We start from the raw sequence: 19,458 nt of genomic DNA on the forward strand, positions 1-19,458 counted from the left end.
TAAGGGCCGTTAATGCCCAGTCAGAACCAGCGTGTTCACCGGCATCAGGATCAAACGCAGGCGCAGACCCGCCGCATGAACCACGCCGATCGTGTCGACCACATGCAGGAAAGCAGAGTGCCAAAAGCCCAAATCTTCATGCTCCAGCCGCTCGTGGTTATCGGTGTAGACATTCGCCAGACAGTTGCTGCCGGGCGGGATATCATCCGCCATGCCCTTATAAAGCGGTTCAAAATAAACCAGGATCGAGCCTGGCACCTTATTGGATTGCACGTCTCTCAGCTCGTCTGACGGGCGAATTTGCCCCGATGGGATCACATCCTGAACTTCGACCACCACAACCGGAATAACCGTGAACGGCTTGGTCATGCAGCCCAGCTCTCCGACCATGCCGGGCTTGATAACCTGCGCCGACATCTGATTGAACGCAGCCTGAAAGCGGTCATGCCCGGAGTTTGACGGCACAAGAATACCTGCTGGACGCAGCAAAGGACTGACGTAATCGCCAACCTGAAGGCCGAACTGTTCAATCCTACCCGTCACACCCGCGTTGATCACAGTCTTGTCCAGCTCGGTCAAAGCAGCATCCAGGTTCGCATTGGCGCTGGCCAGTTGGGCCGGGATCAGCTCTTCGATTTGCTGTACGACGGCAGCGCGTTGCGATTCAGCCGCAACCAGCTTGGCCTCTCGTTCAGCGACAAGGTTTTCCAGCCGGTCAATCTCGGCCAGGCGGACGGCGCTTGACCCTTCGTCCCGCAGGGTCGTATTGCGTTGCAAGTCCTCTAGCGCCTGATCCAGCGCCGCTTTTGCGCCCGCGATCCCGGCGGCGGCCTCGGCCAGATCGGTCTCCGCAACTTTCAGTGATGCCTGAACTTGCGCGATCTGCGCATGCGCTGCCTCAACCATTGCAGTCTGAGTAAAGTCCTCGATCCGGAAGATTGGCTGCCCAGCAACGACCTGTTGGTTGTTGGAGACATAGACCTCGGACACTCGCCCACCCAGTTGCGGCAAGATCGTTACCGTGCGGAAATACGACGCCGCAGTTTTGCTGGCCGGGTGAAAATAGAACAGAGTGGTGATCACGGTCAGCGCCATAATGGCACAGGTTGTCAGCCCCCAGCGCAGCTCGTACCACATGGTAAACAGGGTTATCTCACGCCCGATACGTTTTCCCTGCACAAAGCGGCGGAACAGATAATCAGGCAGCACTGTAACCAGCGCGCACATCAGTGTTTCAAGCATGTCCTATTGCTCCTGCTGCGCGACGGGTTCGGGGGATGGAACGGGATCGGGATCAGCAGGCGGTTGCGGCGCCAAAGATCGGATCGCATCGGCAATGGCACGCAAGGGCGCACCTATGTCGGGAAACTGGAATCCGGCGACCAGAATGGCTGCAATCCAGAACAATCCGTTATGAGTGAACAAAGCCAGCAGCGCAAGAATTCCCACAAGCTGAAACTGCGGGTGGTTGGATTCATGCGCGAGCTTTTCGGGGATCGAATGCAGGGTGAAATAGCCAACGCCGATCAGGATGATCACCACAACCGTGAAAATGAACATGACCGTCAAAAGAAAATCGCTGCCATCCGCCTGGGTCACGTAAGACGGAATGTGCCCCGTGGCCAATGGGTGTAAATCTGCTGTGCTCACCCTGCCCTCCTCTAAATGCTTTCCACTTCTTTGGATGGGTTGATGCGCAAATTCAACCCTGCTTAAAGTCTCAATTAGAATTCTACGGTCGTGCAGGGCGCATTCGACGTCAGAAAATCACGACTGCGGCCAGCAAAGGGGCGACATGATAGATTTCCTGATTATCGGCGGCGGTATTGCCGGGCTTAGCGTGGGCGCGCGGTTGTCAGAGCGCGGCCAGGTCACCGTGCTCGAAGGCGAAGAGGCGCTGGGCTATCACGCATCAGGCCGGTCCGCGGCTATGTTTGCACCCGCCTATGGTCCGCCTGCTGTTATTGCCCTCAACTTTGCCAGCGCAGCACATTTTGAGACGAATGACTATCTGTCGCCACGCGGCTGGGTTCTGATCGGCGGGAAAGACCAACACGATGTGTTTCACCGGGATGCCGATCAACTTGGCGGCCGACAGATTTCCTTTGACGCGGCACAATCCCTTATCCCGATCCTGAACCCCGAAACCGTCGGGTTCGCGGCGCACAGCGACAGTGAACAAGATATAGATACCGACCGCATGATGCAGGATTTCGCCCGGACGATCCGTGGGAATGGTGGATCCGTTCTGACCCGGCAAAGCGTCACGGCAATTCGCAAACATAGGCACTGGATCGTCGAGGCCACCGAAAGCTTTGAGGCACGACACATCGTCAACGCAGCCGGCGCCTGGGTTGACGAAATCGCGGCGATGGCCGGTATCGCCCCGATTGGTATCCAGCCGCGCCGCCGCTCAATGGCCCGTATCCCGGCCCCCGGCGGGCATGACTTGCGCGCCTGGCCCATGATGTTGGGTGCGGGCGAAAGCTGGTATGCTAAACCCGACGCGGGCAAATTGCTGGTCTCACCTGCCGATGCCGATCCGACCGCCGCCCATGATGCGTTTGCCGATGACATGGTTCTGGCCGAGGGCTTGGCCCGGTACGAGGCAATGGTCACCGAGCCTGTGACGCGGGTCGAAACCAACTGGGCGGGCTTGCGCAGTTTCGCACCGGATGGCAGCCTGGTTTTGGGGCCCGATCCGACGGATCCTACGTTTATCTGGTCTGCCGGTCAGGGCGGTTACGGGTTTCAGACGGCCCCTGCTGCATCCCAACTGGTAGCGGATCTGACAGTCGGCAACCAATCAAGTCTGGACACGGCGACCATCGCCTCTCTGAGACCAGACAGGTTGCATAGATGAACAAGCGCCCGTTACCCTCCAACGCCAGCGTCGCGACTGTAGGAGAGAACGGTCAGTTGGTCGCTCCGGCAGCCAGCCGTAACGTCGGGGCTTTGTGCGATCTTCTGGACCGGTTCGCCCCTTTGACCGGACAAGCGCTGGAACTGGCAAGTGGCACCGGTCAGCACATCGCAGCCTTTGCCGAATGCCGCCCCAGCATGCATTGGCAACCCAGTGAGGTTGAATCCGAACGGCAGGCCAGCATCAATGCCTACACCGCGGGCCTGCCGAATGTGTCTAAAGCAGTCGCTCTGGATGCAACCATCGAGGGTTGGCATCAGCCGTTTGGCGGCAGGGATCTGATCGTTCTGATCAATCTCTTGCACCTGATCAGCTGGGCCGAAGTGGAAACGCTTGTCGGCGAGGCAGCTCAAGCACTGAACGCGAATGGCCGGTTGATCCTCTATGGTCCCTTCATGCGCAACAATCGCCTGACCAGCGCGGGGGATCAACGATTTCATGCAGCTCTGGTCCAGCAGGATGCTGAAATCGGATATAAAAACGACGGAGAAGTTTCTGAGCTTTTGGCCAATCACGACCTGAAAATCCTGGAAGTCGCGGAGATGCCTGCAAATAACCTGGCCTTCATCGTGGAAAAATCTGACACCTGATCCAGATCAAAGCCCGACCGAGGCCAACTAAACATATTCCAAACACACGATGTTAAATGGAATGTAGCATGCCCTGGCAGGAAAAGATCAACGACACGCGAAAAGGTCTTCGCAATTTGAACGGCGCAATCCCTGATACCGCCCGCGCCTTCGGTGCGCTTGGCGCGGCGGTCAAGCAAGGCGGAACGCTGGACTACAAGACCAAAGAATTCATCGCTCTTGGCATATCCATAGCGGACCGATGCGAACCCTGTATCATGCTGCACACCGAAGCTTTGATCAAAGCCGGCGCGTCGCGTGACGAGGTTTCGGACGTTCTGTCCATGGCGGTTCAGATGGGGGGCGGGCCGTCGATGATGTACGCCTCTAAGGCGCTGGACTGCTTCGACGAGCTGAGTGCATGAAAAAAGCCCGCGTGCCGCGGGCATTTGAAGGCGGCACCAAAAAGGTGCCGCCGTTCTTATCCAGATCAGCCGTCCTTGCGGATGGTTTCGTTTTTCGGATCATAGGGGCTGTCGCAGGTGACGACCGCATCCCACAATTTGTCCTGAAGCTTGACCTTCAGCTTGGTGCCTTCCACCGCCAGATCGGGCTTCACATAGCCCATGCCGATGGATTTCTCGAAGGCTACTGAATAGCCACCCGAAGTCAGACGACCGACGCGTTCACCTTCCGGCGTATACAACACTTCACGGCCCCACGGATCGGCATCCTCCGGTCCGTCGATCAGCAGGGTGCAGCATTTCACGCGCACGCCGGTCTCTTCCAGCTTGGTCTTGCCATAGAAGTCCTTGGACAGGTCAACAAAGCGTGGCAGGTCGGCTTCCAGCGGGGTCGCGTCGCGGCCCAGTTCGGTGCCGAAGGCACGATAGGATTTCTCCTGACGCAGCCAGTTCTGGGCGCGTGCGCCGACCAGCTTCATGCCATGCTTCTCACCCGCTTTTTCCAGCAGGTCGAACAGGTAGTTCTGCATTTCAATCGGGTGGTGCAGTTCCCAGCCAAGCTCACCGGTATAGGCCACGCGGATCGCGTTGACCGGGCACATGCCCAGTTCGATCTGACGGGCCGACAGCCATGGGAAGCGCTTGTTGGACAGTGCGGTTTCCGGATCGGCGTCTTTGATGACCTCTTTCAGAACGTCCCGCGATTTGGGTCCGGCAATGGCAAAAACGCCCCACTGAGTGGTCACATCCTGGATCTCGATGTAACCGAACTCCTCCATCTTGTCCTCGGCCGCCTTGCGCAGGTAATCGGCGTCGTACTCAGTCCAGGCACCGGCAGAGACGATGTAGTAGTTGTTCTCGCCGTTACGGACGATGGTGTATTCGGTGCGGGTGGTACCGTGCGAGGTCAGCGCGTAGGTCAGGTTGATACGACCGACCTTGGGCAGCTTGTTGCAGGTGAACCAATCCAGGAACTGGGTCGCACCGGGGCCTTTGACGACATGCTTTGTGAAGGCCGATGCGTCGATCAGGCCAACGCCTTCGCGGATCGCCTTGGCTTCGTCAACGGCATGCTGCCACCAGCCACCACGGCGGAACGAGCGAGCATCATGGTCGAAGTTCTCAGCTGCATCCAGCGGACCGAAGTAGTTCGGGCGCTCCCAGCCGTTAACCCAGCCAAACTGTGCGCCACGCGCTTTCTGACGGTCATAGGCCGGAACAGTCCGCAGCGGGCGGCAGGCAGCGCGTTCTTCATCGGGGTGGTGCAGGATATAGACGTGCTCATAGCACTCTTCATTCTTGCGGGCCGCAAATTCGGTGGTCATCCAGTTCGACGAGTAACGTTTGGGGTCCAGCGAGGCCATGTCGATCTCGGCTTCGCCATCAACCATCATCTGGGCCAGATAGTAGCCGGTGCCACCCGCAGCGGTGATGCCGAACGAGAACCCCTCGGCCAGCCACATGTTGCGCAGGCCCGGAGCGGGGCCAACCAGCGGATTGCCGTCGGGTGTGTAGCAGATCGGGCCGTTGAAATCGTCTTTCAGACCGGATTCAGCACAGGACGGCACTCGTTCGGCCATCGCCATGTACTGATCCGCAATTCGGTCCAGATCGAGCGGGAATAAGTCTGCGCGGAAACTATCGGGCACGCCATGTTCAAACCGCGCGGGCGCGCCATGTTCGTAGATACCCAAAATCCAGCCACCGCGTTCTTCGCGGGCATAGGATTCGTTGTCGGCATCACGCACAACAGGGTGTTCCGGGTTGCCCGCTTCGCGCCATTTGACCAGCTCAGGGTCTTTGTCCATGACGATAAAGGTGTGTTCGACCGGGATCGCAGGCATCTTGATACCCAGCATCTTGGCGGTGCGCTGTGCGTGGTTGCCTGATGCGGTCACGACATGTTCCGCGGTGATCACAACCTGCTCGTCGCTTTCAACAAGGTTGCCGCCCTTCTCGACCATCTTGGTGCAGGTGACTTCCCAATGGGTGCCGGTCCAATGGAAGGCATCGGCCTGCAGCTTGCGAACGATCTCAACACCGCGTTGACGCGCACCCTTGGCCATCGCCTGTGTCACGTCTGCTGGGTTAATATAGCCGTCCTCGGTGTGATATATCGCGCCCTTCAGGTCCGAGGTCTCGATCAGCGGCCAGCGTTCCTTGATCTGGTCCGGAGTCAGCCATTCATAGGCAACGTCACAGGTTTCGGCGGTGGACGCGTACAGCATGTATTCGTCCATGCGCTCCTGGGTCTGCGCCATGCGCAGGTTGCCAACCACGGCGAAACCCGCGTTCAGGCCGGTCTCATCTTCAAGCTGCTTGTAGAAATCGACCGAGTATTTGTGGATATGCGTGGTAGCATAGGACATGTTGAACAGCGGCAGCAAACCCGCCGCATGCCAGGTTGAGCCTGATGTCAGTTCATCCCGCTCGATCAGCATGACATCGTCCCAGCCTGCCTTGGCCAGATGATAGGCAATCGAAGTGCCGACGGCGCCGCCGCCAACGACCAGTGCTTTGACTTGGGTTTTCATAGCCGGGTGTCTCCCCTTGGAATCTGTTGCCACCATATGGCGCAATCAGCGCCCACCGCGCGACATTCATCCGACCAGTGATATAAAAAAAACGACCCTCAGACATCCGGGGGTCGTTTTTCCTAAAAGTTTTGAACTTTCTCAGCCGCCAGACAGCGAGCAGGTCTTGCGTGCATCTTTGAAGGCGCATTTGCCCGAAGACCCTGCTCCACCCTTGTTCACACGAATCTCGGATGCTTCGTTCACACGTTTCCCAGAAACATCGGCAGTTTCTGAACCTTTAAAAAACGACTTCAGGCCGCCGAACAAACCGCTCGAGCTTTTCGGTTCGACCTCTTTTTCTTCCGACCCACCCGTTAGCTTCCCGAAAAGTCGCCCAAAAACACTGCCACCAGAACCATCCGCATCTGCGTTTTCAATTTCCAGGCCAGCCAACCCTTTGCGATACCCGATCTGGATCAAATCATCCGGGGATTGGATATTGTTTGCCGTCAGATCGAAAGTATCAGATGGCAACCCGTGTTGTGCCGCCATTGTATTGGCAAGCAAGGCCAACCCGTTGATGTTTTCGATCCGCAACTGAGCAATCTCGCTGCGCAGCCGGGTGAACTCGGCCCGGACTTCGGCCATTTGCAAGGCGCGCTCAATGCCGCCATCTGGGTCGGTAACCGCCTCGTTTCCTACACCAGGCACCGGCCGGCTAAGCAACGCGTTCATCCCATCATAGTCAAGCTGGCTGAGGAATATGCGCACATCCTGCTCCGGGGCATCCGTGTACATCTCAACACGTATTTCCTCACCCAGACCCAGGGTGCCCGTATAGATCTGGAACCCAACCGGCTGAGTCAGATCCGTCACTTTGGCAGTGATCATCGACCAGACTTTACGGACATCGAGATGGATCGGGCTGTACTCAGCTTCGACGAACTGAAAATAGGCAACGCCCCCGATCACACCGAACGGAGCATAGTTGCTGGCGCCGAAATCCATCGAGTCGATCGATCTTGCGATATTGCCCGCAAGTGAATCCGCGGAAGCCTCCTGCTGCAGTTTGATCTCAATCCAGTAAGTGTGACCAGCCTTTTCATAAACCCAGCTTGCCTTATCCAGTTTTTTTGCCTGTATTTCAGCTTTTTGAACAGCCACCTTACTGGCAAGCGGGCGCGCTGCCTCGCTGACTGATTTCAAGCCCCCCCCTTCACGCGCATCGAGCGTGAAGTCACTGTCCATTATTGCCCGACGCGAAAGCTCTGAATCCGGGACCGGCATATAGGGCTTGCCCCCTGCGCGCCAACGCTTCTGGCGGTCGCGTTCTGCCGCTTCGGCATCCAGTTCTTCATGATAAAGGGCGAACCGCGTTTTGAGCGTTTCCACATAGCCGTTTGCCGACAGCGTACCTTCGTGTTTCTTATCCTGCTGGTAGTAATCCAGCCCGGCGACAACCAATCCAACAATCAGCGCAAACCCGATCAGCCGCAACGCGTCCATCAAATTACCTCAATATTCATTCACTGCTTATTTCGCGCAGAATCTTTGAAAATTGAGGCATCCTTGTGGCCTAGATACGGAATAATCCGCGCGGTTTTTACCCGTCCCGAGCCGGAAATATTTTTCCCGGGTTCATGATATTGTCGGGATCAAGCGCCTTTTTCACCGCCTCCATAAAGGTCAGCGCTGCCCCTAGCTCCTTGGCCAGGTATGACCGCTTTCCTTGCCCGATCCCATGTTCCCCGGTACAGGTTCCCTCCATCTCGATCGCAAGGTCATTCAACCACCCAACAAACCCGTCCGCCTTGGCCACTTCGTCGGCGTTTTCCATATCGATCAACAGCAAGGTGTGAAAATTACCGTCCCCTACATGCCCGACAATCGGCGCCAAAAGCCCAAGTTCCTTGGCCTTGTTTCGGGTCGCAGTCACGCATTCTGCCAGTCGCGAGATCGGTACGCAAACATCGGTTGATATGCCCCGCGCACCGGGGCGCAACTGCAAGCTGGCCCAATACATATCATGGCGTGCCTGCCAGAGTTTGTTGCGTTCTTCGGTTGTCGAAGTGGCCGCGAAATCTGTGCCGCCGAACTCTTCGGCGATCTGACCAAATGTCTCAGCCTGCTCGACCGCACCACCAGTTGATCCATGAAACTCCAACAGCAAAAGCGGGGTTTCCGGTAAGGTCAGTCCCGAATAGGCGTTTGCGGCCTTCACCGACACCTCGTCCAACAACTCGATCCGGGCCACGGGAACGCCGTACTGGATCGTCATCATTACAGCCTGACATGCCGCGTCGACAGAAGGAAACACACAACGCGCCGAGGTGATCGCTTCGGGGATGCCTTGCAGACGCAGAGTGAGTTCTGTGATGATGCCCAGCGTGCCCTCTGCGCCCACCATCAGGCGGGTCAAGTCATACCCGGCCGACGACTTTCTGGCCCGCTGCCCGGTTCGGATGATTTGCCCGTCCGGCATCACGGCCTCAAGGCTAAGGATATTGTCCTTCATCGTGCCATAGCGCACCGCATTGGTTCCCGAAGCACGGGTCGCCGCCATACCGCCCAGCGAGGCGTTCGCACCGGGATCAATCGGAAAGAACAGACCCTGATCACGCAGATGAGTATTCAGCTCCTCTCGCGTTACACCTGGTTGCACGACACAATCCAAATCATCGGAATGAACGGCCAGTACCTTGTTCATCTGAGACAGATCGACCGAAATGCCACCGGCTGGCGCGTTCACATGCCCTTCCAGTGAGGTTCCGGTGCCAAAGGCAATCACAGGGACCTTATGCGTGGCGCAGGCCTTGACGATTTCCGAGACTTCCTGGGTCGAATGCGGAAACACCACCGCATCAGGGGGCTGGTTTTCGATCCATGTGGTCGTATGCCCGTGCTGCTCGCGGATCGCCTGACCCGTTTGCAAACGGTCGCCGAATTGCTGTTTCAGAATGCCGACGACCGTTTCAATCCCCGCCTCGTTTCGCCGAAGCGACTTTGCCTGCACCATGCTTTCCCTTTCTGACTGGCCGCTAGACTATTCGCCCAGCGCAATGCCCTCACGTCGCGGATCGGCACCGCCTGTCAGCATGTCCCCGATCTCGATGGCATGAAGACCTGATGTCAGATCACGCGCGTTGACCTCATAGCCAAGTTCGGTCAGCGCATCCGAAAGCCCTTCGGCCCCGGTGCCCTGTTCCACGTCGAACGTGCCGAAACGATTGACCAGATGCGGCAGTGCCAAGGCCTGTTGCACATCCATATCCCAATCTGCCCAGGCGATGATCGACTTGGCGACATAACCGATAATCCGGCTTCCGCCCGGCGATCCGATGGCCAGAACCGGTGCACCGTCCTGCATCACAATGGTCGGGCTCATGGATGAGCGCGGGCGTTTGCCCGGTTCCAGACGGTTGGCAATCGGAACGCCATCGCTGTGGGTTTTGAACGAGAAATCGGTCAGCTCATTGTTCAACAGGAACCCGTTGGTCATCAGCCGCGATCCAAAGCCGTTTTCGATCGTCGTGGTCATGGACAGCACATTGCCATACTGGTCCACGATCGAAATATGCGAGGTCGACGGAAGTTCCAGCGAGATATCATCCGCCCAGTTCGAGGCATGGTCAAATTCGGGATTCCCCGGAACGGCGTCGATCAATGCGGCCTCACCGCTCAGCAACGCGCCCCGTTCGGACAAATAGGCAGGATCGACCAGCCCCTGTGTCGGCATCGGGACAAAATCATGGTCAGCCATATAGCGTCCACGGTCGGCAAAAGCCAAACGCGAAGCATCCCCGATCAGCCGCCAGGATCTGATATCTTCGGGGCCTGACGCTGCCAGATCATAGCCGTTCAACATGCCCAGAATCTGCCCGACCGTCAGCGCCCCTGAGGATGGCGGGCCCATTCCGCAGACTTCATAAACGCGGTAGGTGGCGCAGACGGGGTCACGTTCGATGACCTGATAAAGCGCCAGATCTGTACCAGACAGCACGCCTGGATTCCCAGGCGCGTTGCGAACCGCGCTGACGATCCCGGCAGCAATCTCTCCTCCGTAGAATCCAGCCGATCCTTCCGCAGCCATGATGCGCAGCGTTTCCGCATAGGCCGGGTTCGTCAACCGCTGCCCCTGTGCAAGCGGCTGTCCTTCCGGCAGGAAATACGCGGCTGTCTCGGGAAATCGCGACAGGCGTTCCGCGTCATTCTCAACAAGGCTGGCCAATCGAGGGGAAACCAAAAAACCCTCATCAGCCAAATTAATGCCGTCAGAAAACAGGCCGGGCCACGGACTGCGGCCCCAGCGGCGATGCGCCTCTTCCAACAAAGCCGGGGTGCCGGGTGTGCCGACAGAAAGTCCCCCGACAACCGCATCAAAGAATTTCAGCGGTTCGCCATTCTCGTCCTGAAACAGACGATGGGTGGCCTCAAGCGGGGCGGCTTCACGTCCGTCCAGTGTTGTCAACTTGCCAGAGGCCGCATCATACCAGACCAGAAATGCACCACCACCAAGGCCCGAGGATTGCGGCTCGACCAAACCAAGTACAACCTGCACGGCAACCATCGCATCAGCCGCCGAACCGCCTGCCCGCAGCACCTTGGCCCCAGCCTCAACCGCCAGAGGGTTGGCCGCGGCCACCATCCAGTTCTGCGACGTCACGGGTTCACCGGCCAATTTCGCTTCGAGTGAGGCTATGACTTCTGCGGTCAGGCCTTGAACCTGCCCGTCAGTACCACCCTCAGGTGCAACCGCATCCGCAGCTTCCTGAGAGGCCAACGGCCCGGCAAAGGTCATGGTTGCCAAAAGCAATCCCGAAATCAGACTTCGTTTCATAGTATCCTCCTGAAAAATTGACTTTGTATCGTCCGGCCACCAAGCCGCGTACTATAACATGGACGGAACAACCTGGTCCGGTGGTCGGTGGCCGTCTTCGAATGTCTTGATATTTATGATAACTTTCTCGCCCATTTCGATCCGCCCCTCAAGCGTGGCAGATCCCATATGCGGCAACAGAACCACGTTCGGCAACTGCCGTAGGCGAGGGTTCACCTTCGTTCCGTGTTCGTAAACGTCAAGACCTGCACCTGCGATATCGCCTGACCGGATTTGGCGGGTTAGCGCGTTTTCATCGACCACTTCGCCACGTGACGTATTGACGAGCACTGCACTGGGCTTCATCAGCTTTAGCCGCCGGGCATTCATCAGGTGGAAAGTCGAAGGCGTAGACGGGCAGTTTACCGAGATCACATCCATCCGCGCGACCATCTGATCAAGGCTTTCCCAATAGGTCGCCTCAAGCTCTTGCTCTGTCTCCGGTCTCAACCTACGACGGTTGTGGTAATGTATCTGCATTCCGAAAGCACTGGCACGACGGGCAACCGCCTGACCAATCCGGCCCATCCCCAAAATGCCAAGACGCCGCCCACCGATCCGCCCACCCAGCAACGCGTTGGGTGACCATCCTTGCCAGTCCCCTTTTTGCATGACGGACAGCCCCTCGGGGATGCGGCGGGTCACGGCCAATATCAGCGCCATGGTCATATCCGCAGTATCGTCGGTCAGCACACCGGGCGTATTCGACACAAGGATGCCACGCTGACGGGCGGTTGCGACATCGATATTGTCAACCCCTGCCCCATAGTTAGCGATCAGTCGCAGCCTTTCACCCGCCCGCCCCAGCAATCCGCCATCAATCGAGTCTGTAACCGTTGGTACAAGTACATCCGCTTCTTGTACGGCCGCTACAAGCTCTTCTCGGGTCATGGGTGCGTCGTCCGCACGCAACCGGACATCGAACAGCTCGCTCAATCGGGTTTCAACAGCCTCGGGCAACCGTCGCGTAACGACAACACTCAGACGTTCTCTAGGCACCTGTGTACTCCCACTGCTTTGCAAACTTTCGCGCGTCATGGCATCGTGGCGCAGGATAAGGCGGGGCACAAGAACCCCTGGGCATTGATCCAACCTTTTTTCGAAGCAAAATTAACAGGCATAAGAGCAGACTGTCAGTGAGTGTTCTCCTACCAGTAAATCGCCGGATTCTGGCGCTTTTTTCAGTAATTATGCTTGTGCTTGGTCCCTTGGTGGCCAGCGCACAGGATAAGCGTGGCCAAGTCACGAATCTGCCTTTGCCACGGTATGTTTCCATGAAAGCGGCCGAGGGAAACGTGCGCAGAGGACCATCCCTGTCGCATCGAATCGACTGGGTGTTCAAACGGCGTGGGATGCCTTTGCAGGTGACAGCGGAATATGGCAACTGGAGAAAGGTTCAGGACCGCGATGGCGCAGGGGGTTGGGTCCATTACGCCTTGTTGTCTGGCGTGCGCACAGTACTGATCGAATCCGACTTGCTGCCGGTCTATTCCAACCCGGACCCAAACTCGCAAGTCAGTGCGCGGTTTGAAACCGGCGTTGTCGCGCGGCTTGGAACCTGCACGATCGAGTGGTGTCGCATCTCTGCAGGTGGCTATCGTGGCTGGGCCCTGAAATCCAACCTTTGGGGCGTCGATCCCTCAGAGATTCGCGAGTAGCGCTGATCTCAGAGCAACCGGCAATGAAGTTCCCGATCCGCCACTCTCGAACTTGCTTATTCTTGTTATCTGCTTCGGCATTGGGCCGCCCTACGTAAGCAGGAGGCGCAACAAAGGGGTGCAGCGCCAGAAAGACCACATTCGCGACTGCCACTCGCCCTCGTTAAACCAATCGAAAACCTGCTTCCTGTCCGCCTGCCAGACGAATCCTCGCCCGGCCCAGCCGTTCAACATCTGTCCGCAGAGTCATGCTTCATTGGCGGAAGGGCCAATTTACAGCCGTTGCCATCAAACCATGTTCAACACCTTCGGGCAGGAAGAGGTGCTGCTAACATGACCCGTGAAAGATGCTCTGAATTTTTTTTATAACTGGCCTAATTTTTTGCCTGAAAGCTCTTGAACCCTACCAACAACAATCGTAGATAGCGCCTCACCGTTGGGGTGTAGCCAAGTGGTAAGGCAGCAGTTTTTGGTACTGTGTATCGTAGGTTCGAATCCTACCACCCCAGCCAGTTCATCAGATCATAGAACGACAACAGGCTCTTGGGGCTAAACCCTCCGAGAAATGCCCCCGTTTATGCCCCAGCCACCCGAACCACCCGTTAACAATCATAGCGGGTTCTGCGGGGGTGCCCCTCCCACGTTGCGGGAGGAGCGGGTTAGCTGTTCCGAAGTCGAGATTTCTGCATAGCCACAGGTCTATAGCATATCCCAATCGACCCCGTTCGCCTGCCGGTCACGCTCATCCTCAAGGTTATCACGGCGGTCACCGATGGTCAGATGACGCGGGTTCACACAGCGACGGTTATGGCAACGATGCCGGATCGTCGTCAGGACAGCCTTGGGCGGTGGGTGCAAAAGAAAACCCCCGGCGAGAACGCCGAGGGCAGACAGGTACTTCATGGATCAAACTCCTGCAGTTGCTTCTTTATTTAGATGCAAGGGGTTGCTCGGTTTAGATGAAAGCGGACGTTGGGTGAAGACTGGTGAATGACCGGGTTGCAGGACTTAGCGGCCAATAAGGTTCACCGACGCAGTGCCCGTAGCCAGGCTCAGGCTCGCGACCCCGTGCTGTGTATATCTCTCTGCAAGTGAAGTACTTGTACGCCAAAAATAGGAAAGTGGACGTTCCGATTTGAACTATTGGAAAAGCAAGTAGTGTCCGCGACCGCTTATGCATGTTTCGTGAGATTGGTTTGACGTCAAAATCTGAGCTGGATGCAGCACAGATCGTTGACCAAGAGTCGCCCTCCCAGATCACGGTCAGTCATGAGACAAGAGTTGGCAAAGTGCGAGTTGCGATCAGACATAATCAACAGAACAGCTTGAGCTTGCGCGACTGGCACACCGATCCATCGGTTGCGAGTGTTTTGGGCATTCTGCATTGCACACAGGCAAGATGGAGGGCATGTCAGGCATCCGCGATTATCAAATCGCTCGCCTTTTCCCCGATCATGATTGCCGGTGCGTTGGTGTTGCCACTGACGATCTCGGGCATGATCGAACAATCGGCCACGCGCAGATTTTCTAGTCCGTGAACCCTTAGTTTAGGATCGACAACAGATGCCTCAGAGCTTCCCATCGCACAGGTGCCGGTTGGGTGGTAGATTGAGGTCGAATTCGACCTGGCCCAATCCAGCGTAGCGTCATAGTCGTTGCAATTCAGATCTTCTGTTGGTCGAAACTCTTCCGAAATCTTCGAGGCCAAAGGGTTTTTCTTGGCAATTCGCCGCGCGATATTCACGCCATCGACTATGGTCCTGCAATCTGTTTCTGTGGACAAGTAGTTCGGTATGATCTTGACGTGTTTGGACGGATCGGGGCCGTTCAGGCGCAACTCCCCCCTGCTTTCCGGGCGCAGCTGGCAGACCGACATTGTAAAGGCCGAGAACGGGTGTACGCCCTCGCCCGGGCTGTCAGCGGACCAGGGTTGGACATGAAACTGTATATCGGGTGTCTCTACATCCGGGCGCGTTTTCATAAAGCCGGTGGCAAGGCTGGCCGCCATTGTCATAGGCCCGGCACGGAACAGTGCATATTTCAGAGCGATGCGCGCCTGATTGAAGAGGCTGCGGACTTCATCATTCAGTGTTGGTTCATTGCACTTGAACACCAGGCGCGCCTGTAAATGATCCTGCAAGCCCTTACCAACGCCAGACAGGGCGTGAAGCGGTTCGATTCCGTTTTCTTTGAGGTGGTCCGGGTCTCCAATCCCCGACAACATCAGGATCTGGGGTGAATTGATCGCGCCGCCAGACAGGATAATCTCGCGTCGAACCTTCAGAGTTCGCTCGACCCCCGACCTGTCCCGGTAAACCAGCCCGGTCGCCTTTTTCCCGTCCAAAACCAAGCGTGTCACAAATGCGTTGGTGATGATGTTCAGATTCTGACGACTTCGAATGGGTTTGAGGTAAGCCACAGCCGCGCTGCAGCGACGGCCGTTGCGGGTGGTCAACTGGAAATACCCCACGCCCTCTTGTTCAGCACCGTTGTAGTCGGGATTGAATGGGTAGCCTGCAACCTGTGCTGCGGCAACCCAGGCGTCGCAGATGGGGCGTTGAATGCGCATGTTCGAAACAGACAAAGGCCCGCCAATGCCGTGAAACTCATCTTCACCGCGTTCTTGATCTTCGCAACGTTTAAACAGGGGCAAGACATCGTCCCACCCCCATCCCTCATTGCCCATTTGCCGCCAGCGATCGTAGTCTTCTTTCTGGCCGCGGACATAAAGCAGCCCGTTCAGCGAGGATGAGCCGCCCAGCACCTTGCCTCGTGGCCAGTCTATGGATCGTCCATTAAGCCCCGGATCGGGTTCAGTGCGATAGCACCAGTCAACCGACGGGTTGTGCATTGTTTTGAAATATCCGACCGGAATGTGAATCCACGGGTTGGTGTCGCGACCGCCAGCCTCCAGCAATGCGACGGTCGTATTGGGATCAGCACTCAAACGGTTGGCAATGACACAGCCCGAAGATCCTGCTCCGACTACCGCATAATCGACTTCCATAACTGTCTCCTCCCGACGCGACTGAAAAAAACTCTATGCAAGATGCGAGAAATATACTAGCCTTTTTTGATACAAAACGTCTCATTAATTGCGATCAGGGAGGTAGGCAATGGAGATCGGTAAGAAACTAAGCGGCATTTCCCGGCGAGATTTTTTTCGTGTGGCCGGGCGGTATGGCATGAGTTCGACACTGCTGGCGGCAGGTGGGTTCGGTGGCGCGATGAGCCTGGCGAATCTGGCGCAGGCAGCCGAATCAACCTATGAAAAGCGCTTCTCGAAAGAGCCAAAGCACACGCTTAAATTCGGCGCATCGGGCTTTAACACCCGCAATCTGCTGATCGAACGCGCCGGCGCGATCGAGTTTGCACGCGATCTGGAAGAGCGCACGGACGGTGAAATTCGGATCGAGTTCATTGGCGATAACCAGATCTGCGGCCAGCTGAGCTGTGTTGAAAAAACCCAGCAGGGCATTGTTGATATTTACGCGGCCTCGACCCAGAACTCGGCTGGAGGCGCGCCGTATCTCAACGTGCTGGACTATGCTTACATGTTCCCCAGTCGGGCAGCGCAGTATCACTTCTTCTACAGCCCGGCGAGCCAGCGCATTCTGCGTGATCCGCTTGAGAAACGGCACGGCCTGAAGTTCCTGTTTACCCACTGTGAATTGCGCGGCCTGCAAATGGGATCGACCTTTGCCGACAAGCCGACCGTCACCAAACTGGAAGAGCTGTTCGGCACAAAGAACCGTGTGACGGGTACACAGCTGGGACGCATTGCGATGCAGCTGTTGAACCTGAATCCGGTACCGGTTGCATGGGAAGAAACTCTGGATGCGTTGAAGACTGGTCTGATCGACGGGGCTGAAACGTGGGCATCGGCCGTCGCATATGCCAACATGGCTCCAGTGGTGTCGCAGTCAGTCAACCTGAAATTCTTCTGCGGCACTGAACATACCTCAATGTCAGCCAAAGTGTTCGACAGTCTGGGCGGGGAGCTTCAGGATGCTGTGATGGAGTCTTCCTACTTTACGCAGGCTTTGATTCAAGGTGCCAATGAAGCGGCTTTGCTGAACACCGTCGGTTTCTCGGAACCGCAGCTGCCTGATACTATCTTCGCCGAAAATGGAGTACGTCCGGCATTCCTGCCAGATGATCAGATCAAACTGGCCGAAGAGATGTGCGCCCCGAACTACAACCCCGAACCTTGGGCGCAGTGGCGTGAGCGTTTGAACAAATGGGCCGGTGGCATCGATACCTATCAGGAAATCTACGACATCGCGCGTGAGATTCCGGCAGACACCCTGCCGGAAAACGTAGAACCTCGCCGTTGGTGGAAAGGCGAAGCCTGATACAAAAGACGAACCGGCCCCAAGCGGGCCGGTTCTATTACACACCGACTGGGAGGACGGGGTACATGTCGTTTTGGGCAGACACAGGCGCGATCTTCAGTGCCTTTCTCAGCCAGGATTCGTTCGAGATTCAATCAGCGCTGGAATCGGACGCCGCATGGGTGTTGGGCGCGGTTGTTTCAGCCATGGGCGGATTCGTGATCATGCTGATCTATCGGACAGTGCCGTTTATCGAGCGCCATCTGGAGCGGTCGGTGATGGTATATTCTTACCTCGCGATTGCGTTGATCATTTTCTGGGGCGTGATCGACCGATTCGTGTTCAACGATCAAGAACCGTGGTCCACCACTATCCCTCCCTTGTTGTTTATGGTGATGGCGTGGTTCGGGGCCACGTACAATGTTCGCCTGCGGACGCATCTGAGTTTCAATGAGTTCCGCACCGCAATGCCCCGAGGCGGGCAGTTGGCCTGTTTGATCCTTGATGCGGTACTGTGGTTCATCTTTGCGGTGATCGTCATCGTGACGACCACGCGACTGGTTGCGTTATCGGCGTCAAATTTTCAGATCGTTCTCGGCACGGACAATATCATGCAGTGGTGGTTTTTGCTGGCCGCACCTCTTTCGTTCTTTTTGATGATCGGGCGTGTGTTTCAGAACCTCGCCGACGATCTGCAAAACTGGAAAACAGGTGAGCCGCTGATCAAGCAGGCCGTGATCGGAGCAGACTGATGACAGACGGAACTTTGGTTACACTGATCTCACTTGGGGTTACCTTTCTGTTCATGCTGGGCGTGCCGGTGTTTTTGGTCATCGGCTATTGGGTGATCGGCTGCTCATTCGTCCTTGGCTTGACGCTGGACAATATGGGGGCCGAACTGTTGAACGTGTTCAACAAAGGCTTTGCCCTGCTCGCGATGCCGCTCTTTATCCTGACCGGAGACCTGATCAACAAGTCTGGTATTGCCCGAAGGCTCAGCGATTTCGCCTATGCCTGTCTGGGCTGGATACGTGGCGGGTTGGCGATGGCATCGCTTGGTGCCTGCGGGTTATTCGCGGCGATTTCGGGATCAAACTCGGCGACGACAGCCACAATTGGTTCGATGCTGCACCCCGAGATGGTCAAAGGTGGCTATGACGAACGGTTCAGCGCGGCGACCGCTGCGGCAGGGGGTACTGTAGGGATCATAATCCCGCCGTCCATTATCTTCATCGTCTATGGCTTCTTGATGAACCTTCCTATTTCCGAGTTGTTCGTGGCGGGCATTCTTCCGGGCGCGCTCATGGTCTTTGGTATGCAATTCGCGTGCTGGATCATTTGCCGCATGAACGGGTGGGGCCATCTGATCCCTTTGCAGCTCAACCGGGTACTGAAAACGGCATTTGGCGCCTGGCTTGGATTTTTCGCCATTGGGCTGGTGCTGTGGGGCATCTACACAGGCAAGTTTTCCCCGACAGAAGCCGCGGGCGTGACAGTTGGCTTCTGTGTGATCGCTGGTTTGGTCAGCTATCCGATCAACCGGATTATGGGGGCCAGAAACGACATATCGCCAACCGAGAAGAGTTACGCCGAAATGTTCGTGGTCGAAGGCTTTACGATCCCCGAGATCCCCTCGATCGTCATCCGCTCGGCACAGATCACCGGCATCCTCGCGCCGCTGATCGCGATATCAGTTGTGATGCAACAGATCTTGTCATTGCTCGGCGCGCAACAAACCATTGGAGATTTTGTAACCTCGATGGGTGGGTACTATGCGGTTCTGTTCACGTCGATGGTGATTGTCTTCTTCTCGGGTATGGTTCTGGAAAGCCTACCTGTAACCATAATTCTCGCCCCAATTCTTGCGCCAATCGCGGCCTCGGTTGGGATTGATCCAATCCATTTCTCGGTGATCTTCCTTGTGGGGGCGTCCATTGGATTCATCACACCACCTTATGGGCTGAACCTCTATGTGGCTTCAGGAGTAACAGGAGTACCCTATTTCCGGTTGCTTCGGTATACGGTACCCTATCTGGTGGCGCTTCTTTCGGTTTGGATTTTAGTGTCGCTTGTGCCCGATCTGGCCTTGATACTGCTGCCAAATAACTAGACTGTTGC

At 56.7% G+C, this 19,458-nt stretch carries 16 protein-coding genes and 1 tRNA gene; 8 read left to right on the forward strand and 9 right to left on the reverse strand.

Annotated features, from left to right (window positions below; genetic code table 11):
* Nucleotides 1-9 precede the first annotated feature (9 nt).
* Both AC2FHX_RS08270 and AC2FHX_RS08275 read right to left on the reverse strand, forming a co-directional pair.
* Entirely contained in the window at nucleotides 10-1,242 is a 1,233-nt protein-coding gene (locus AC2FHX_RS08270) for an HlyD family secretion protein (RefSeq protein ID WP_496701148.1), read from the reverse strand.
* 3 nt (nucleotides 1,243-1,245) lie between these two features.
* Entirely contained in the window at nucleotides 1,246-1,650 is a 405-nt protein-coding gene (locus AC2FHX_RS08275) for a hypothetical protein (protein ID WP_142638956.1), read from the reverse strand.
* Nucleotides 1,651-1,795: 145 nt separating this feature from the next.
* Between AC2FHX_RS08275 and AC2FHX_RS08280 the strand changes: the two genes are divergently transcribed.
* The 3 genes from AC2FHX_RS08280 (at nucleotide 1,796) to AC2FHX_RS08290 (ending at nucleotide 3,917) form a co-directional block, all read left to right on the forward strand.
* Nucleotides 1,796-2,863, forward strand: coding sequence for an NAD(P)/FAD-dependent oxidoreductase (locus AC2FHX_RS08280; protein WP_142638958.1), 1,068 nt, complete (start codon nucleotides 1,796-1,798; stop codon nucleotides 2,861-2,863).
* Complete coding sequence (locus AC2FHX_RS08285; protein WP_496701149.1) at nucleotides 2,860-3,513, forward strand: DUF938 domain-containing protein; 654 nt, start codon at nucleotides 2,860-2,862, stop codon at nucleotides 3,511-3,513. Before AC2FHX_RS08280 ends, AC2FHX_RS08285 begins: the two co-directional genes overlap by 4 nt.
* 68 nt (nucleotides 3,514-3,581) lie before the next feature.
* Nucleotides 3,582-3,917, forward strand: coding sequence for a carboxymuconolactone decarboxylase family protein (locus tag AC2FHX_RS08290; RefSeq protein ID WP_142638962.1), 336 nt, complete (start codon nucleotides 3,582-3,584; stop codon nucleotides 3,915-3,917).
* 65 nt (nucleotides 3,918-3,982) lie between these two features.
* Here AC2FHX_RS08290 and AC2FHX_RS08295 read toward each other — a convergent pair whose 3' ends face one another.
* The 5 genes from AC2FHX_RS08295 to AC2FHX_RS08315 all read right to left on the reverse strand — a co-directional run bounded on the left by AC2FHX_RS08295 (nucleotide 3,983) and on the right by AC2FHX_RS08315 (nucleotide 12,347).
* Entirely contained in the window at nucleotides 3,983-6,490 is a 2,508-nt protein-coding gene (locus AC2FHX_RS08295) for a GcvT family protein (RefSeq protein ID WP_496701151.1), read from the reverse strand.
* Nucleotides 6,491-6,631: 141 nt separating this feature from the next.
* Nucleotides 6,632-7,978, reverse strand: coding sequence for a hypothetical protein (locus tag AC2FHX_RS08300; protein WP_496701152.1), 1,347 nt, complete (start codon nucleotides 7,976-7,978; stop codon nucleotides 6,632-6,634).
* 97 nt (nucleotides 7,979-8,075) lie between these two features.
* The gene (locus AC2FHX_RS08305; protein ID WP_496701153.1) at nucleotides 8,076-9,488 is read right to left on the reverse strand and encodes an FAD-binding oxidoreductase; all 1,413 of its coding nucleotides are present in this window, start codon (nucleotides 9,486-9,488) and stop codon (nucleotides 8,076-8,078) included.
* 27 nt (nucleotides 9,489-9,515) lie between these two features.
* A complete protein-coding gene (ggt, locus tag AC2FHX_RS08310) occupies nucleotides 9,516-11,309 on the reverse strand; it encodes a gamma-glutamyltransferase (protein WP_496701155.1) in 1,794 nt (597 codons plus the stop codon).
* Nucleotides 11,310-11,360: 51 nt separating this feature from the next.
* Nucleotides 11,361-12,347, reverse strand: a complete 987-nt coding sequence (locus AC2FHX_RS08315; protein ID WP_281973630.1) for a 2-hydroxyacid dehydrogenase — start codon at nucleotides 12,345-12,347, stop codon at nucleotides 11,361-11,363.
* A gap of 191 nt (nucleotides 12,348-12,538) precedes the next feature.
* Between AC2FHX_RS08315 and AC2FHX_RS08320 the strand changes: the two genes are divergently transcribed.
* Together AC2FHX_RS08320 and AC2FHX_RS08325 are read left to right on the forward strand one after the other, a co-directional pair.
* Nucleotides 12,539-13,006, forward strand: a complete 468-nt coding sequence (locus tag AC2FHX_RS08320) for an SH3 domain-containing protein (protein ID WP_282022367.1) — start codon at nucleotides 12,539-12,541, stop codon at nucleotides 13,004-13,006.
* A 437-nt stretch (nucleotides 13,007-13,443) separates the two neighbouring features.
* Nucleotides 13,444-13,518: transfer RNA gene (locus tag AC2FHX_RS08325), tRNA-Gln, on the forward strand.
* Nucleotides 13,519-13,705: 187 nt separating this feature from the next.
* Here AC2FHX_RS08325 and AC2FHX_RS08330 read toward each other — a convergent pair.
* Together AC2FHX_RS08330 and AC2FHX_RS08335 are read right to left on the reverse strand one after the other, a co-directional pair.
* Nucleotides 13,706-13,909, reverse strand: coding sequence for a hypothetical protein (locus AC2FHX_RS08330; protein WP_496692260.1), 204 nt, complete (start codon nucleotides 13,907-13,909; stop codon nucleotides 13,706-13,708).
* Nucleotides 13,910-14,417: 508 nt separating this feature from the next.
* Complete coding sequence (locus AC2FHX_RS08335) at nucleotides 14,418-16,013, reverse strand: GMC family oxidoreductase (RefSeq protein WP_281973587.1); 1,596 nt, start codon at nucleotides 16,011-16,013, stop codon at nucleotides 14,418-14,420.
* Nucleotides 16,014-16,122: 109 nt separating this feature from the next.
* On the opposite strand from AC2FHX_RS08335, the gene AC2FHX_RS08340 reads away from it, so the two are divergent.
* The 3 genes from AC2FHX_RS08340 to AC2FHX_RS08350 all read left to right on the forward strand — a co-directional run bounded on the left by AC2FHX_RS08340 (nucleotide 16,123) and on the right by AC2FHX_RS08350 (nucleotide 19,450).
* Entirely contained in the window at nucleotides 16,123-17,361 is a 1,239-nt protein-coding gene (locus AC2FHX_RS08340; RefSeq protein ID WP_142638251.1) for a TRAP transporter substrate-binding protein, read from the forward strand.
* Nucleotides 17,362-17,426: 65 nt separating this feature from the next.
* Complete coding sequence (locus tag AC2FHX_RS08345; RefSeq protein WP_142638249.1) at nucleotides 17,427-18,092, forward strand: TRAP transporter small permease; 666 nt, start codon at nucleotides 17,427-17,429, stop codon at nucleotides 18,090-18,092.
* Complete coding sequence (locus AC2FHX_RS08350; RefSeq protein ID WP_496701159.1) at nucleotides 18,092-19,450, forward strand: TRAP transporter large permease; 1,359 nt, start codon at nucleotides 18,092-18,094, stop codon at nucleotides 19,448-19,450. Before AC2FHX_RS08345 ends, AC2FHX_RS08350 begins: the two co-directional genes overlap by 1 nt.
* Nucleotides 19,451-19,458: the final 8 nt, after the last annotated feature.

Source organism: Ruegeria sp. CDSC042 (genome assembly GCF_059610745.1).